At 63.3% G+C, this 13,998-nt stretch carries 12 protein-coding genes, 1 pseudogene, 2 riboswitches and 1 other annotated feature; of the genes and pseudogenes, 8 read left to right on the top strand and 5 right to left on the bottom strand.

Features of this window, described 5'->3' with window-relative positions; all coding sequences use genetic code 11:
• Window positions 1-128 precede the first annotated feature (128 nt).
• The 3 genes from GWK50_RS08620 (at window position 129) to GWK50_RS08610 (ending at window position 2,904) form a co-directional block, all read left to right on the top strand.
• Window positions 129-1,094: an ABC transporter substrate-binding protein gene (locus GWK50_RS08620; RefSeq protein WP_162016120.1), complete on the top strand. Its 966-nt coding sequence runs from the start codon at window positions 129-131 to the stop codon at window positions 1,092-1,094.
• Between the two features lie 102 nt (window positions 1,095-1,196).
• Window positions 1,197-2,087, top strand: coding sequence for an ABC transporter permease (locus tag GWK50_RS08615; RefSeq protein ID WP_142084410.1), 891 nt, complete (start codon window positions 1,197-1,199; stop codon window positions 2,085-2,087).
• Between the two features lie 22 nt (window positions 2,088-2,109).
• The gene (locus tag GWK50_RS08610; protein ID WP_162016119.1) at window positions 2,110-2,904 is read left to right on the top strand and encodes an ABC transporter ATP-binding protein; all 795 of its coding nucleotides are present in this window, start codon (window positions 2,110-2,112) and stop codon (window positions 2,902-2,904) included.
• Between the two features lie 86 nt (window positions 2,905-2,990).
• On the opposite strand, the gene GWK50_RS08605 is transcribed toward GWK50_RS08610, so the two are convergent.
• Window positions 2,991-3,449, bottom strand: coding sequence for an Lrp/AsnC family transcriptional regulator (locus tag GWK50_RS08605; protein WP_162016118.1), 459 nt, complete (start codon window positions 3,447-3,449; stop codon window positions 2,991-2,993).
• 252 nt (window positions 3,450-3,701) lie between these two features.
• A riboswitch (glycine riboswitch) is annotated at window positions 3,702-3,796 on the top strand.
• 17 nt (window positions 3,797-3,813) lie between these two features.
• A riboswitch (glycine riboswitch) is annotated at window positions 3,814-3,937 on the top strand.
• A gap of 44 nt (window positions 3,938-3,981) precedes the next feature.
• On the opposite strand from GWK50_RS08605, the gene gcvT reads away from it, so the two are divergent.
• The 3 genes from gcvT (at window position 3,982) to gcvP (ending at window position 8,574) form a co-directional block, all read left to right on the top strand.
• Complete coding sequence (gene gcvT, locus GWK50_RS08600) at window positions 3,982-5,118, top strand: glycine cleavage system aminomethyltransferase GcvT (protein ID WP_162016117.1); 1,137 nt, start codon at window positions 3,982-3,984, stop codon at window positions 5,116-5,118.
• A gap of 55 nt (window positions 5,119-5,173) precedes the next feature.
• On the top strand, window positions 5,174-5,548 hold the full coding sequence (gcvH, locus tag GWK50_RS08595) for a glycine cleavage system protein GcvH (RefSeq protein ID WP_162016116.1): 375 nt from the start codon (window positions 5,174-5,176) through the stop codon (window positions 5,546-5,548).
• 131 nt (window positions 5,549-5,679) lie between these two features.
• The gene (gcvP, locus tag GWK50_RS08590; protein ID WP_162016115.1) at window positions 5,680-8,574 is read left to right on the top strand and encodes an aminomethyl-transferring glycine dehydrogenase; all 2,895 of its coding nucleotides are present in this window, start codon (window positions 5,680-5,682) and stop codon (window positions 8,572-8,574) included.
• A 70-nt stretch (window positions 8,575-8,644) separates the two neighbouring features.
• Here the strand turns inward: gcvP and GWK50_RS08585 are convergent, their stop codons facing one another.
• Window positions 8,645-9,628, bottom strand: a complete 984-nt coding sequence (locus GWK50_RS08585) for an integron integrase (RefSeq protein WP_162018060.1) — start codon at window positions 9,626-9,628, stop codon at window positions 8,645-8,647.
• A gap of 203 nt (window positions 9,629-9,831) precedes the next feature.
• Here GWK50_RS08585 and GWK50_RS08580 point away from each other — a divergent pair, with 203 nt between their 5' ends.
• Both GWK50_RS08580 and GWK50_RS08575 read left to right on the top strand, forming a co-directional pair.
• Window positions 9,832-10,584, top strand: coding sequence for a hypothetical protein (locus GWK50_RS08580; RefSeq protein WP_162016114.1), 753 nt, complete (start codon window positions 9,832-9,834; stop codon window positions 10,582-10,584).
• Between the two features lie 79 nt (window positions 10,585-10,663).
• Complete coding sequence (locus tag GWK50_RS08575; protein WP_162016113.1) at window positions 10,664-11,002, top strand: DUF1010 domain-containing protein; 339 nt, start codon at window positions 10,664-10,666, stop codon at window positions 11,000-11,002.
• Between the two features lie 401 nt (window positions 11,003-11,403).
• On the opposite strand, the gene GWK50_RS08570 is transcribed toward GWK50_RS08575, so the two are convergent.
• From GWK50_RS08570 to GWK50_RS08560, 3 genes and pseudogenes are all read right to left on the bottom strand, one after another.
• Window positions 11,404-11,967 carry an IS110 family transposase gene (locus GWK50_RS08570; protein ID WP_242455332.1) on the bottom strand — a complete coding sequence of 188 codons (564 nt, stop codon included), beginning with the start codon at window positions 11,965-11,967 and terminating at the stop codon, window positions 11,404-11,406.
• A protein-coding gene (locus GWK50_RS08565) for an IS3 family transposase (RefSeq protein ID WP_162014894.1) occupies window positions 11,882-13,116 on the bottom strand; the annotation gives its coding sequence in 2 pieces (ribosomal slippage) (window positions 11,882-12,828 and window positions 12,828-13,116; 1,236 coding nt in all). Before GWK50_RS08565 ends, GWK50_RS08570 begins: the two co-directional genes overlap by 86 nt.
• Window positions 12,722-12,838: a sequence feature (AL1L pseudoknot), on the bottom strand. Its footprint overlaps the gene before it by 117 nt.
• A gap of 56 nt (window positions 13,117-13,172) precedes the next feature.
• A pseudogene (locus GWK50_RS08560) lies at window positions 13,173-13,700 on the bottom strand (IS110 family transposase); the annotation flags it as partial.
• Between the last annotated feature and the right edge of the window lie 298 nt (window positions 13,701-13,998).

Here is a 13,998-nt window from a genome sequence, read left to right as displayed (position 1 = left end):
CAGCGCCGGGGATTCGCTCTCATCCATCGGTAACAACCCACCGCAGTAAACTCACGGGTAAACCCTAGGCCACCTGCCGCGCCCGTGGTTCCCTTTCTCCAACCCTCCGAAAGTCCCCGAAGATGAACATGAAGCAATTGCCCTGGATGTCCCTGGGTGCCCTCGCCCTGGCAGTCGCCGCCATCGCCCCCGCCAGCGCCCAGCAAAAATCCGTGGCAGTGACCGCCATCGTGGAACACCCCGCCCTCGACTCCGTGCGCGACGGCGTGCAGGCAGCCCTGAAGGAAGCAGGCTTCGAGTCCGGCAAAAACCTGAAGTGGCAGTACCAAAGCGCCCAGGGCAACACCGGCACGGCTGCACAAATTGCCCGCAAGTTCGTGGGTGACAATCCTGACGCCATCGTGGCCATTGCCACGCCTTCGGCCCAGGCCGTGATCGCTGCAACCAAAACGGTGCCCGTGGTCTTCTCCGCCGTGACCGACCCCGTGGCCGCCAAGCTAGTCAAAGACTGGGAGCCATCGCGCGGCAACGTGACCGGCGTGTCCGACCTGCTGGCACTGGACAAGCAGATGGAGCTGGTCAAGCAGGTGGTGCCCAACGCCAAGCGCGTGGGCGTGGTCTACAACCCCGGCGAAGCCAACTCGGTGGTCGTGGTCAAGCAACTGCAGACCCTGCTGCCCAAGCTGGGCATGACGCTGGTGGAAGCCGCAGCGCCCCGCTCGGTGGACGTGAGCAGCGCCGCACGCAGCCTGATCGGCAAGGTCGATGTGATCTACACCAGCACGGACAACAACGTGGTGTCGGCCTACGAGGCGCTGGTGAAGGTGGGCCAGGACGCCAAGATTCCGCTGGTGGCATCCGACACCGACAGCGTCAAGCGCGGCGCCATCGCCGCCTTCGGCATCAATTACCGCGACCTGGGCGAGCAGACCGGCCGCATGGTGGCGCGCATCCTCAAGGGTGAAAAGCCCGGCGACATCAAGCCCGAGATCAGCACCAAGATGGAGCTGTTCGTGAACCCCGGCGCTGCCGAAAAGCAGGGCGTGAAGCTGTCTGACGCGCTGGTCAAGTCGGCCGCGCAAGTGGTGCAGTAAACACCCCGAGCTGCAGGGCTGGGCGCATGCCCGCCCCCTCCGGCAGGAGCCATGCCCCGCGTGGCTCCTGCTTTGTTTTTCCCCTTGCTGGCCCCGCTGCCCATGTCCTTCTTTTCCCTGCTCGGCGCCGTTGAAATCGGCCTGATCTTCAGCCTGGTGGCCCTGGGCGTTTTCATTTCGTTCCGGCTGCTGCGCTTTCCTGACCTCACGGTGGATGGCAGCTTTCCGCTGGGGGGCGCCGTCTGCGCCATTCTGATTTCCACTGGCACCAATGCCTGGGTGGCCACACTGGCCGCCACGGCGGCTGGCGCCGTGGCCGGGCTGATTACCGGCTGGCTCAACGTCAAGCTCAAGATCATGGACCTGCTGGCCAGCATATTGATGATGATTGCGCTGTACTCCATCAACCTGCGCATCATGGGCGGGCCCAACGTGCCGCTCATCAACGACCCCACGCTGTTCGTGCTGCTGCAGCCCGAAGGCATGCAGGACTACATTGCACGCCCGCTGATCCTCGCCGTCATCGTGGTGGCCGCCAAGCTGCTGCTGGACTGGTTCTTTGCCACCGAACGCGGCCTGGCCATTCGCGCCACCGGCTCGAACGCACGCATGGCCCGCGCGCAGGGCGTGAACACCGGCGCCATGCTGCTGCTGGGCATGGCCATCTCCAACGGGCTGGTGGGCCTGGCGGGTGCGCTGTTTGCGCAGACGCAGGGCGGCTCGGACATTTCCATGGGCATCGGCACCATCGTCATCGGCCTGGCTGCCGTGATCGTGGGCGAGAGCATCCTGCCCTCGCGCCGCCTGATTTATGCCACGCTGGCGGTGATCATTGGCGCCATCGCCTACCGCTTCTTCATTGCCCTGGCGCTCAACAGCGACTTCATCGGCCTCAAGGCACAAGACCTGAACCTGGTCACCGCCGTGCTGGTGGCCGTGGCGCTGGTGATTCCGCAGCTCAAGCGCAAGTTCGCCAAGCGCAAGCCGTCCTGAACCCGCGCACCGAAAGAGCCCCATGCTGAGCGCCCAACACCTCGAAATCACCTTCAACCCCGGCACGCCGATCGAAACCCGCGCATTGCGCGGCATGTCGCTGGACATTCCGGCCGGGCAATTCGTCACCGTCATCGGCTCCAATGGCGCCGGCAAGTCCACCTTTCTCAACGCCATCTCGGGCGACCAGACGGTGGACAGCGGCCGCATCGCCATCGATGGCGTGGACGTCACGCGCATGCCCGTGTGGGCCCGTGCCGAGCGCGTGGCCCGCGTCTTCCAGGACCCGATGGCCGGCACCTGCGAAGACCTCACCATCGAAGAGAACATGGCGCTGGCACAGCGCCGCGGCACGTTCCGCAACCTGGGCCGCGCCGTCAAGGCGTCCATGCGCGAAGGCTTTCGCGAGCGCCTGGCCACGCTGGGCCTGGGGCTGGAAAACCGCCTGACCGACCGCATTGGCCTGCTCTCGGGCGGCCAGCGCCAGGCCGTGAGCCTGCTGATGGCGGCGCTGCAGCCCTCGCGCATCCTGTTGCTCGACGAGCACACCGCCGCACTCGACCCGCGCACCGCCGACTTCGTGCTGCGCCTGACCGAGCGCATCGTGGCCGAGCAAAAGCTCACCACCATGATGGTGACGCACAGCATGCGCCAGGCCCTCGACGTGGGCGAGCGCACCGTGATGCTGCACCAGGGCCAGGTGGTGCTGGATGTGTCGGGTGACGAACGCAGGCGCCTGGACGTGCCCGACTTGCTGCACATGTTCGAAAAGGTGCGCGGCGAGAAGCTGGCCGACGACGCCTTGTTGCTGGGCTGACACCGGATCGCCCGCCACCACACTATCAAAACGATAGCTGCTCGCGCTTTACCTGCAAGCGCCAGCAGCTATTTTTTTATTGGATATCAAGCCACGGACAGCGGCAGATCGGCCTTCTTCAGCGTGCGCAGCACAAAGCTGGAGCGGCTGTGGCGGATGCCCTTGATCTTGTAAAGCTTCTCACGCAGCAGGCGCTCGTAGTCGCGCGTGTCCTTCACCACCACGCGCAGCAGGTAGTCGTAGTCGCCCGACACCAGGTGCGCCTCGATCACCTCGGGAATGCTGGCCAGCAGTTCGCCAAATTTCTCCAGCGTGTTGTCGGAATGGCTGTCGAGTGTGACCTGCACCAGCACCGTGTCGGACAGGTCCAGCGCCTGGGGATTGAGGCGCACGGTGTAGCCCTCGATCACCCCGGAATCCTCCATCTTCTTGATGCGGCTCCAGCAGGGCGAGGGGCTCAGGCCCACGGCCTGGCCAATCTCTTGCAGGCTGGCGCGGGCGTTGGCCTGCAGTACGGCGAGGATTTTTTTGTCGAGACGGTCCATGCGGTGGATTATTTGGCACAACGCTGCCATGAAGCAAATTTTGCTGCAAATCGGACCAAAGACTGAAAACAAAGCAAATTTGTCTGCCAACCTGCTGGCATACTTTGCTGCATTAAGGCGCTCTTACCGGAACGCATGAAATACCAAGGCCCCGGCTGGTTACCGCCAGTCGGGGCGCTTGCTTTTGGAGCCTGCCCCGCGGTGGCTGGAGGCAAAAATCCCTGCGGCGCAGCAGGCATTGCAGGTAGAATCGCGCCTTCGTCAGGAGAGAGTGCTCCGCCACCCGCGAGCAGCACCGCCGAAGGCGCAGGCACCCGCCGAACGCTCAGGCAAAAGGACTGGCAACCGCCCGCAGGGATGCGGGCGTTCCCTTGCTGGAGAGAGGTGGCCGCGCGCAACGCACAGGCCACCCACCGAAGGAGCAAGCCGCGCGGGCCAGCCAGGGCGCAGCGGTGAATCTCTCAGGTAAAGCGGACAGCAGGGCAAATCCCGTGGCATTGGTGCCACGGCCCCCATTTGCCCTGGAGTTGTTATGTCCGCACCTGCCGCCGCACCCCTGCTCACCACGCCCCTCAACGCGCTGCACATCGAACTGGGCGCCCGCATGGTGCCGTTCGCCGGTTACTCCATGCCCGTGCAATACCCTGCGGGCCTGATGGCCGAGCACCTGCACACGCGGGAGAAAGCCGGCCTGTTCGACGTCTCGCACATGGGCCAGTTGCGCCTGGTCGGCCCCGATGCTGCTGCCGCCTTCGAGAGCCTGATGCCCGTGGACGTGATCGACCTGCCCGTGGGCAAGCAGCGCTACGGCCTGCTGCTCAACGACGAGGGCGGCATCATCGACGACCTGATGTTCTTCCGCGTGGCGCAGGACGAGCTGTTCGTCATCGTCAACGGCGCCTGCAAGGTGGGCGACATCGCCCACATCCAGGCGCGCATCGGCCAGCGCTGCCAGGTGGTTCCGCTGCCCGACCATGCCCTGCTCGCCCTGCAGGGCCCGCAGGCGGCCATGGCCCTGGCACGCCTGGCGCCCGGCGTGGAGAAGCTGGTGTTCATGACCGGCGGCAACTTCCAGATTGCGGGCTGCGACTGCTTCGTTACGCGCAGCGGCTACACCGGCGAAGACGGCTTCGAGATCTCCGTGCCCGCCGCGCAGGCCGACACCCTGGCGCGCGCGCTGCTGGCACAACCCGAGGTCAAGCCCATCGGCCTGGGCGCACGCAACTCGCTGCGCCTGGAGGCCGGCCTGTGCCTCTACGGCAACGACATCGACACCACGACCACGCCCGTGGAGGCCGCGCTGAACTGGGCCATGCAGAAGGTGCGCCGCACCGGCGGCGCGCGCGCGGGCGGCTTCCCTGGTGCCGACAAGGTGCTGGCCCAGCTCGACAACCCGGCCAGCGTGGCGCGCAAGCGCGTGGGCCTGGTGGCCCTGGAGCGCGTGCCCGTGCGCGAGCACACCGAGCTGCAGAGCGAAGGCGGCCAGAAGATCGGCGAAGTCACCAGCGGCCTGCTCGGCCCCAGCTTCGACAAGCCCATCGCCCTGGCCTATGTGGACGCCCAGCATGCCGCCATCGGCACGCGCGTCAACGCCATCGTGCGCGGCAAGGCCGTGCCCATGGAAGTCTGCGCCACCCCCTTCGTGCCCACGCGCTACTACCGCGGCTAACGCCCCTGGCGCAGGCTACATTCCGGATTCCCTTCATCTTTCAGGAGCTTTTCCCATGACCATCAAATATTCCAAAGACCACGAGTGGATCAACGCCGCTGATGCCAACGCTGCCGTGGTCGGCATCACGCTGCACGCCCAGGACGCCCTGGGTGACGTGGTGTTCGTGGACTTGCCCGCCGTGGGCACCACGTTTGCCCAGGGCGACGTGGCCGGCGTGGTCGAGTCCGTGAAGGCTGCTGCCGATGTGTACATGCCCGTTTCGGGAGAGGTGGTGGAAGTGAACGAGGCACTGCGCGCCGACCCGTCGCTGGCCAACTCCGACCCGCTGGGCGCGGGCTGGTTCTTCAAGGTCAAGCTGTCCGAGCCCGCCCAGCTCGACGGCCTGATGGACGAGACCGCGTATTCGAGCTTCTCTGCCAGCGCCTGAGCGCACCGGCTTCAAAAACCATAGCAGCCAGCGCACGCATTCAGGCACATTCAGATACAAAAATATTTGAATCCGCCTGAATTCGGGCGCAAGAAGCTCCTATTTCAATAGCACTCCAGACTGGTTCCGCCATGCAGATGCCCGCCGCCCTGCCCTTGTCCGCACTCGAAAACACCACCGAGTTCCTGCCCCGCCACATCGGCATCGACGCGGCCGACGAAGCGCACATGCTGTCGGTGATCGGCGAGGCCTCGCGCCGCGCCCTCATCGACGGCATCGTGCCGCGCTCCATCGCGCGCGGCCAGGCCATGGACCTGCCGGCCCCGGCCACCGAGAACGCCGCGCTGGCCGAGCTCAAGGCAATCGCCTCCAAGAACAAGCTGCTCAAGAGCTTCATCGGCCAGGGCTACTACGGCACGCACACGCCCGGCGTGATCCTGCGCAACATCCTGGAGAACCCCGCCTGGTACACGGCCTACACGCCCTACCAGGCCGAAATTTCGCAAGGCCGCATGGAGGCGCTGGTCAACTTCCAGACCATGGTGTGCGACCTCACCGGCATGCCGATCGCCAACGCCTCCATGCTCGACGAGGCCACGGCCGCCGCAGAGGCCATGACACTGGCCAAGCGCTCGGTCAAGGCCAAGGGCAATACCCTGATCGTGAGCGGCGACTGCCACCCGCAGACCATCGAGGTCATCCAGACGCGCGCCGCACCGCTGGGCCTGTCGGTCAAGGTGATCCGCTCGGGTGACGAATGGATGGCCGCCATCGGCCAGGACGACTACTTTGCCGCCATCAACCAGTACCCCGGCTCCAGCGGCTGGCTGGCCGACTGGCAGATGAGCGCCGACATCATCCACGCCAAGGGCGCCGCGCTGATCCTGGCCGCCGACCTGCTGGCGCTCACGCTGCTCAAGACCCCGGGCGAGATGGGCGCCGACATCGTGGTCGGCACCACGCAGCGCTTTGGCATGCCCATGGGCGCGGGCGGCCCGCACGCCGCCTACATGGCCTGCCGCGACGACTTCAAGCGCTCCATGCCCGGCCGCCTGGTGGGCGTGAGCGTGGACGTGCACGGCAAGCCGGCCTACCGCCTGGCGCTGCAGACGCGCGAGCAGCACATCCGCCGCGAGAAGGCCACCTCCAACATCTGCACCGCGCAGGTTTTGCCCGCCGTCATCGCCAGCATGTACGCCGTGTACCACGGCCCCGAAGGACTCAAGCGCATCGCCCTGCGCGTGGCGCGCTTCACCGCCATCCTGGCGGCAGGCCTCAAGCAGCTGGGCTTCACGCCGCTGCACGCCACCGCCTTCGACACCCTGACCGTGGACCTGGGGAGTAGTGACGCCGCCCGCGCCGTGGTGCAGCGCGCGCTGGACGCCGGCGCCAATGTGCGCCTGCTGCGCGGCCAGTGCGTGGCCCTGTCGCTCGACGAAACCACCACGCGCGACGACCTGGCCCTGCTCTGGCGCACCTTCGCACCCACGGCCGCGCAACCGACCGTGGAGCAGCTCGCCGCCAGCGCGCCCGACCTCATTCCGGCCAGCCTGCGCCGCACGAGCGCCTATCTCACGCACCCGGTGTTCAACACGCACCACTCCGAGACCGGCATGCTGCGCTACATCCGCCAGCTCTCGGACAAGGACCTGGCGCTGGACCGCACCATGATCCCGCTGGGCTCGTGCACCATGAAGCTCAACGCCACGAGCGAGATGATCCCGATCACCTGGCCCGAGTTCGCCAACGTGCACCCGTTCGCGCCGGCCGACCAGCTCGAAGGCTACCGCCTGCTCGACGAGCAACTGCGCGCCTGGCTGTGCCAGGCCACGGGCTACGCGGGCATCAGCCTGCAGCCCAACGCAGGCAGCCAGGGCGAATACGCCGGCCTGCTGGCCATCAAGGCCTACCACGCGGCCCAGGGCCACGCGCACCGCAACATCTGCCTGATCCCAAGCAGCGCGCACGGCACCAACCCCGCCAGCGCCCAGATGGTGGGCATGCAGGTGGTGGTGACCAAGTGCGACGAAAACGGCAACGTGGACATGGCCGACCTGCAGGCCAAGTGCGAACAGCACAGCCAGAATCTGGCCTGCGTGATGATCACCTACCCCAGTACGCATGGCGTGTTCGAGACGCAGGTCAAGGAACTGTGCCAGCTCGTGCACCAGCATGGCGGCCGCGTGTACGTGGACGGCGCCAACATGAACGCCCTGGTCGGCGTGGCCGCCCCCGGCGAATTTGGCGGCGACGTGAGCCACCTGAACCTGCACAAGACCTTCTGCATCCCACACGGCGGCGGCGGCCCCGGCGTGGGCCCCGTGTGCGTGGTGGAAGACCTGGTGCCCTACCTGCCCGGCCATGCCACGGCCGGTCAGTCCGCCACGGTGGGCGCCGTTTCTGCAGCGCCGCTGGGCAACGCCGCTGTGCTGCCGATCAGCTGGATGTACATCCGCATGATGGGCGCCGAGGGCCTGCAGGCCGCCACCGAGGTGGCCATCCTCAGCGCCAACTACATCAGCGCGCGCCTCAAGGACCACTACCCCACGCTGTACGCGTCAAGCAACGGCCATGTGGCGCACGAGTGCATCCTCGACCTGCGCCAACTCAAGGAGACCAGCGGCGTGATGGCCGAGGACGTGGCCAAGCGCCTGATCGACTACGGCTTCCACGCCCCCACCCTGAGCTTCCCCGTGGCCAACACGCTGATGGTCGAGCCCACCGAGAGCGAGACGCTGTTCGAGATCGACCGCTTCATCGACGCGATGATCGCCATCCGCGAGGAAATCCGCCAGGTGGAAACCGGCGCCTGGCCGCAGGACAACAACCCGCTGAAAAACGCACCGCACACGGCCGAGAGCCTGCTGGCCAGCGAGTGGGCCCGCCCTTACACCCGCGAGGCCGCCGCCTACCCCGTGGCCGCCCTGCGCAGCAACAAATACTGGTCCCCCGTGGGCCGCGTGGACAACGTGTACGGCGACCGCAACCTGTTCTGCAGCTGCGTGCCGGTGAGCGAGCTGGCGTAAAGCGCGCTGATGCAGCGCCGGGGTGGCGCTGCTTGATGAAAACAAAGGCCCGGTGACGGGCCTTTGTGCTTTACAGGGCATCAAGCGGGCTGAGCACCCCGCGCCCGCCCTTGTTGAGCACATGCGTGTAAACCATGGTGGTGCTCACATCGGCATGGCCCAGCAGCTCCTGCACCGTACGGATGTCGTAGCCCGCCTGCAGCAAATGCGTGGGAAAGGAATGGCGCAGCACATGCGGACTGACCGGCTTGTCGATCTGCGCCAGCCGGGCTGCCTCGCGCACCGCGCGCTGCACCGACTCCGGGTACACATGGTGGCGCCGCTCCAGCAAAGCGCCCGTCACCGCATCGGGGCGCGGATCAACGGAGCGCACCGGCGACGGAAACACCCATTGCCAGGCCCAGCTGCGATCTGCGTTGGCGTACTTCACCGCCAGTGCATGCGGCAAATGCACACGGCCAAAACCCGCCTCGATATCCTTTTCGTGCAGCGCCCGCGCCTTTTGCAATTGCTGCTGCAAAGGCTGGATCAGGTTTTCGGGCAGCACGGTGATGCGGTCTTTGTTGCCTTTGCCTTCTCGAATCACAATTTCGCGCCGGGCAAATTCCACATCCTTGACGCGCAGGCGCAGGGCTTCGAGCAAGCGCATACCCGTGCCATACAGCAACTGCGCAATCAGCCCGGTCGTGCCCTGCATGTGCAACAACAACGTACGCACCTCGGTGGCCGTCAGCACCACCGGCAGGCGCCTGGGCGCCTTCGCCTGCACCACACCGTCCAACCAAGGCAAATCCACACCCAGCACCTGTTTATACAGATACAAAATCGCAGCCTTGGCCTGGTTCTGGGTTGATGCAGACACCTGGCGCTGCACCGCCAGATGCGTCAAAAAAGCTTCCACCTCCACAGCGCCCATCTCTTGCGGATGGCGCTTGCCGTGAAACAGGATAAAGCGCCGCGCCCAATCGACATAAGCCGTCTCGGTGCGAATGCTGTAATGGCGCGTGCGCAGATGATCACGCAAACGATCCAGCAGCTTGGGCGCTGGCGCGATCCCCGACGCGGCAGGTGCAGCGGGTGCAGCGGGTGCAGGATAATCTGAAGACTATGTCATCCGGAAAATTTTAGGTTTGCCTAAACATCATCATCTCGGTACTATCCCTGTGTACCAATCGATACATCTTGTTTTGGCAGACCAACTAGCTTACGATGGCTATCGTCTAATTCTAGTTAGATCAAATACCTCAGGGGGAATATATGAAGTGCCCAAAATGCTCTTATGAGAGAAAACCTACAGATAAAGCACCTGAATATGAATGTCCTAACTGCGGTATTGTTTACAACAAGTATCGTCCGCCTAGCACTACTGCGCCAATATCAACCTCACCCAGGAAAACCACATCCTCAGTAGAGGATAGCGAGCTCCACGAGACTGCCAGCAAACGATTTAATATCCCGCCATGGGCTATTCCAATTTTTATAGGTTTGGTTATTGGATATTTTGCTGGTCGCGAACATATTAAATATGAACTACGTCAAACCTTCCAGGTGGCGGCAGAAGGCATCACAAAAGGCTTTAGTACAGCCCTAAGCCCTACACAGCCCGAACGAAAGAAGGTTACGCCACCTGTAGCAAAACCAAAGGTGCCACCCCCGCTATCCGTGAATCTTGAGAAAAAGGGATTCCAAGAAGCCAATTACAGAATAGGGTTGGACGATGCGATTACGTTCACCATAAATTTTAGAAATCTTACAAATGGCGATATTCGGGCCTTTGATGGGAATATCGTATTTACCGACTTGCTCGATAACATAATTCTCTCAGCCAACATAGCTATAAATGATCCAGTGGCGATGAATTCCAATCTAGAATGGGCAGGCCAAATAAATTACAACCAATTTATTGACAAGCACAAGAGACTAAGAAACGAAGACTTGCAAAACATAAAAATTCAATTTAACACGAAGAAAATATTGTTTGCGGACGGCACCGTAAAAGAGTTCCAGTGATTTTTTCTAACCTACCGTCGCAGCCGCCCGCCTACGGCGGCGACTGAACTTATTCCTTAGTCCCTTCATATTCCACTTCATGCAGGCCGGCGTTTATTCCAGTGCTTCCCCTTTCTCAAAGGTTTCTCCTTGGGGGTTCTCGCGCTGCGTTGGGCTTCGCCTGCATTCGCCTCCTCTGTTGCTAGCCTTTTTGGCCTCCAGCGCTTGTGCAGCAAGCGCTAGTAACTATCGTTCTTGCAGCATTGCGCCACTTCCGTGGCTCCGTGCTTTTTCCCGGGCCGCGCCCGTCGTCAATTCAGTGCCCGCCCTTTGGGCCTTCGGGTCTAACCCGGCAGTCAAGCGGACCCGTCAAAGACGGGCCGCTTACCTTGTCCTACAAGGGCTTCTCCCCAAAAGTCAAACGCTTTCCCCACCGTGATGCATCGCGCAGCGATGGATCACGGAATGCATTTTTGAATTGACCTGATTCTTTTCACCTTCTGCGCCAGTGCTTCGTTGCGGTGTGAGCAAGGGATGCGGACAGCGAAACTACAAACGGTCATTGAAGCTGCTCGTTGCAGCGGACCCTGATGAAAGACGCGCGCGGGGGACCCATTCGTTAGCCGAGTATGGCCATCGCCTTGCTGTGGCCGATGGCCCTGATCTCCTTGAGTTAATCGGTCACGCCCCGCGCAGGTCCAACCTTGACTCATCGATGTTGCTGGTTGCACGCAGTGAAGAAAATCGAATCAATGCCTCCCTGTTTCTGTGGTTTTTGGCGCCGGATTCGGGTGCTCAGGCGGGCAGGTGGAAGTCTTCACCCTTGCTGAGCACGGCCCATCACATGCGGGCGTTCTTCGCGGCAATGGCCACGATGGCCTTCCAGTAGCCCCGCCGCTGCGCCAGACTCACTGCCCAGCGGCTGATGGGGTCGGTCTTGTTCTTGGCGGCCACGAGCACCGCTCGTGCACCGAGCACCAGCAGGCTGCGCAAGTACGGGTCACCCGCCTTGGTGATGCGGCCCAGGCGCTGCTTGCCGCCCGAGCTGTACTGCCCGGGCACCAACCCCAGCCAGGCGCACAACTGGCGTCCGCACTTAAAGTCGCGCCCGTTGCCGATCGTGCTCAGGAGTGCGGTGGCCGTGGTCTCGCCGATACCCGAGAGCTGCATCAGGCGCTGGGCCTCGGTGCTCTGGCGGGCCATGGTCTTGATGTGCTGGTCGTACTGCGCGATGCGCTCATCCAGCCGCGACACCTCGCTCAGCAGATCGCCGATCACGGTGTTTGAACCGCCCCGGGTATCGAGGAGGCCGGTTGGTTTAAGTTGACACCTTTGTCGAGGTGTCGCTGGCGGCGAGTTGCCTCCAGTAGTTTGCCTCAGCTTCTGCCGGAGGGATGCCCCCAATCGGCGTGAGCAGTCGGACGTGGTTGAACCAGTGCACCCATTGCAGGGTGGCCAGTTCCACGGATTCCCTGGTCTTCCAAGGTCCCCGGCGGTGAATCAACTCGGCCTTGTACAGACCGTTGATGGTCTCGGCCAGCGCGTTGTCATAGCTGTCTCCCCTGCTGCCCACCGAAGGTTGTATGCCCGCCTGGTCCAAGCGTTCGGTGTAGCGGATGCTGACGTACTGACTGCCCCTGTCGGAATGGTGCGTCAAGACATGGGCCGCTGGCTGGCGTTCGTACAGAGCCTGCTCCAGGGCATCGAGCACGAAGTCCGTCTGCATGCTGCGACTGACGCGCCAGCCCACGATGCGCCGAGCGTACACATCCACCACAAAGGCCACATACAACCAGCCTTGCCAGGTGGAGACATAGGTGAAGTCCGACACCCATAGCTCGTTGGGACGGCTGGCATGGAAGTGCCGGTTGACGTGGTCCAGCGGGCACGGGGCCGAGGTATCCGGCGTGGTGGTGCGCACCGCCCTGCCACGGCGTGCCCCTTGCAAGCCCATGGCACGCATCAGACGCTCGACCGTGCAGCGCGCCACCACGATGCCCTCGCGGTTCATCTGCAGCCAGACCTTGTCGGCTCCGTAGACCTGCCAGTTGGCGTGCCACACGCGCTGAATGTCGGCCTTCAAACCCTCGTCACGCTGGGCGCGTGCACTGCGCAGTTGCGCGTTGCGTTGCCGGGCTGCGTGGCGCCAGTAACACGACGGGGCCATCTGCAGCGCCCGGCAGATGGGCTCGACCCCGTAGTCATCACGGTGGCGGTCGATGTAGGCCTTCACGACTTGAGTCGGCGGTCGAGCTCCGCCTGCGCGAAAAACGCGCTGGCCGTCTTCAGGATGTCGTTGGCCCGGCGCAATTCTTTGACCTCACGCTCCAGTTCCTTGATGCGCTGCGCATCCGAGGTGGTGGTGCCGGGGCGCTGGCCGCTGTCGACCTCGGCCTTCTTGACCCAGTCGTTCAAGGTCTGTGGCACGCAGCCAATCTTGGGGGCAATCGATTCAATCGCTGCCCACAGCGACGGGTAGTCGGCTCGGTGCTCCTGCACCATGCGCACGGCGCGCTCGCGCACTTCCGGGGAGAACTTCGGTGACTTGTTCATAGCTCCATCTTCTCAAGTGTTGGAGCCTCCTCAAAACCCGGGGCGGTTCAGTTGGCCCAGCCGGGCAAATCTTCCAGGCGGGCCAAGGCTTCGCGGCGCACCACGGCGGCCTTGAGCGGCAACACGATGCCCAGCTCAGATAGCAGGCCCCGGATGCGGTTGAGCGTGGCGGTGCGCTGTTCCACAAAGCCCTGGCGGGCGCGGTGCACCAGCAACTGGCCTTGTTGCTCGATGCTCTTGACGGGTACGAAACGCATGTTAGGCCGGGTGACGGCTTCGCAGATGGCGGCGGCGTCTGCGGCATCGTTCTTGCCGCGCTTGCCCGAGAGGCGGTAGGGGATCACGAACTTGGGCGCCATCAGGCGCACGGTATGGCCAAAGCGTTGAAACTCACGCGCCCAGTGGTGGGCACCTGAGCAAGCTTCCATGCCGATCAGGCAAGGCGGCAGTGAGGCAAAGAGTTCAAGCAGCTTGGCGCGCGGAACGCTGGGGCGCACCAGCGCAGGCTGGCCTGTGGCGTTCACGCCATGTACGGCAAAGACGTTCTTGGCGAGATCGATGCCGATGGTGACAATGGCAGACATGGACTTCCCCTTCCAAAAAACGAGTGAATTGATGAGAGATCGAACTTCCCATCGTGGCACTTTGATGCCGTACCCCGCAGCTGCGCGGATCACTCGGGACGGGGAAGTCCCTTTCATTCGTTAGCCTGCAAAAACGTGATAACCGAATCCTTCGTTTTGCTTGTTCAAGAGTTGGTTAGCTCTATTGCCTTCAAGATTGCTGTTCGACTTAAAGTTGGACAGCACGAACAATGGAAACGTATGGCGCTTGAATTTTTCGTCTTCGCGCTTCTTGTCATACCGTTATTCTTTATCTTTG

Origin of the sequence: Acidovorax sp. 210-6 (genome assembly GCF_010020825.1) — a bacterium.
Lineage (GTDB): Bacteria > Pseudomonadota > Gammaproteobacteria > Burkholderiales > Burkholderiaceae_C > Simplicispira > Simplicispira sedimenti.
Note: the sequence above shows the minus strand (reverse complement) of the source record. Positions and strands in the feature narration are given on the sequence as shown.

Bases quoted from the DNA above. Each gene is read 5' to 3' on its own strand.
- GWK50_RS08605 (WP_162016118.1), bottom strand. From the start codon at position 3,449: ATGGACCGTCTCGACAAAAAAATCCTCGCCGTACTGCAGGCCAACGCC.
- gcvH (WP_162016116.1), top strand. From the start codon at position 5,174: ATGACCATCAAATATTCCAAAGACCACGAGTGGATCAACGCCGCTGAT.
- GWK50_RS08575 (WP_162016113.1), top strand. From the start codon at position 10,664: ATGCAGGCCGGCGTTTATTCCAGTGCTTCCCCTTTCTCAAAGGTTTCT.
- GWK50_RS08610 (WP_162016119.1), top strand. From the start codon at position 2,110: ATGCTGAGCGCCCAACACCTCGAAATCACCTTCAACCCCGGCACGCCG.
- gcvP (WP_162016115.1), top strand. From the start codon at position 5,680: ATGCAGATGCCCGCCGCCCTGCCCTTGTCCGCACTCGAAAACACCACC.
- GWK50_RS08580 (WP_162016114.1), top strand. From the start codon at position 9,832: ATGAAGTGCCCAAAATGCTCTTATGAGAGAAAACCTACAGATAAAGCA.
- gcvT (WP_162016117.1), top strand. From the start codon at position 3,982: ATGTCCGCACCTGCCGCCGCACCCCTGCTCACCACGCCCCTCAACGCG.
- GWK50_RS08615 (WP_142084410.1), top strand. From the start codon at position 1,197: ATGTCCTTCTTTTCCCTGCTCGGCGCCGTTGAAATCGGCCTGATCTTC.
- GWK50_RS08620 (WP_162016120.1), top strand. From the start codon at position 129: ATGAAGCAATTGCCCTGGATGTCCCTGGGTGCCCTCGCCCTGGCAGTC.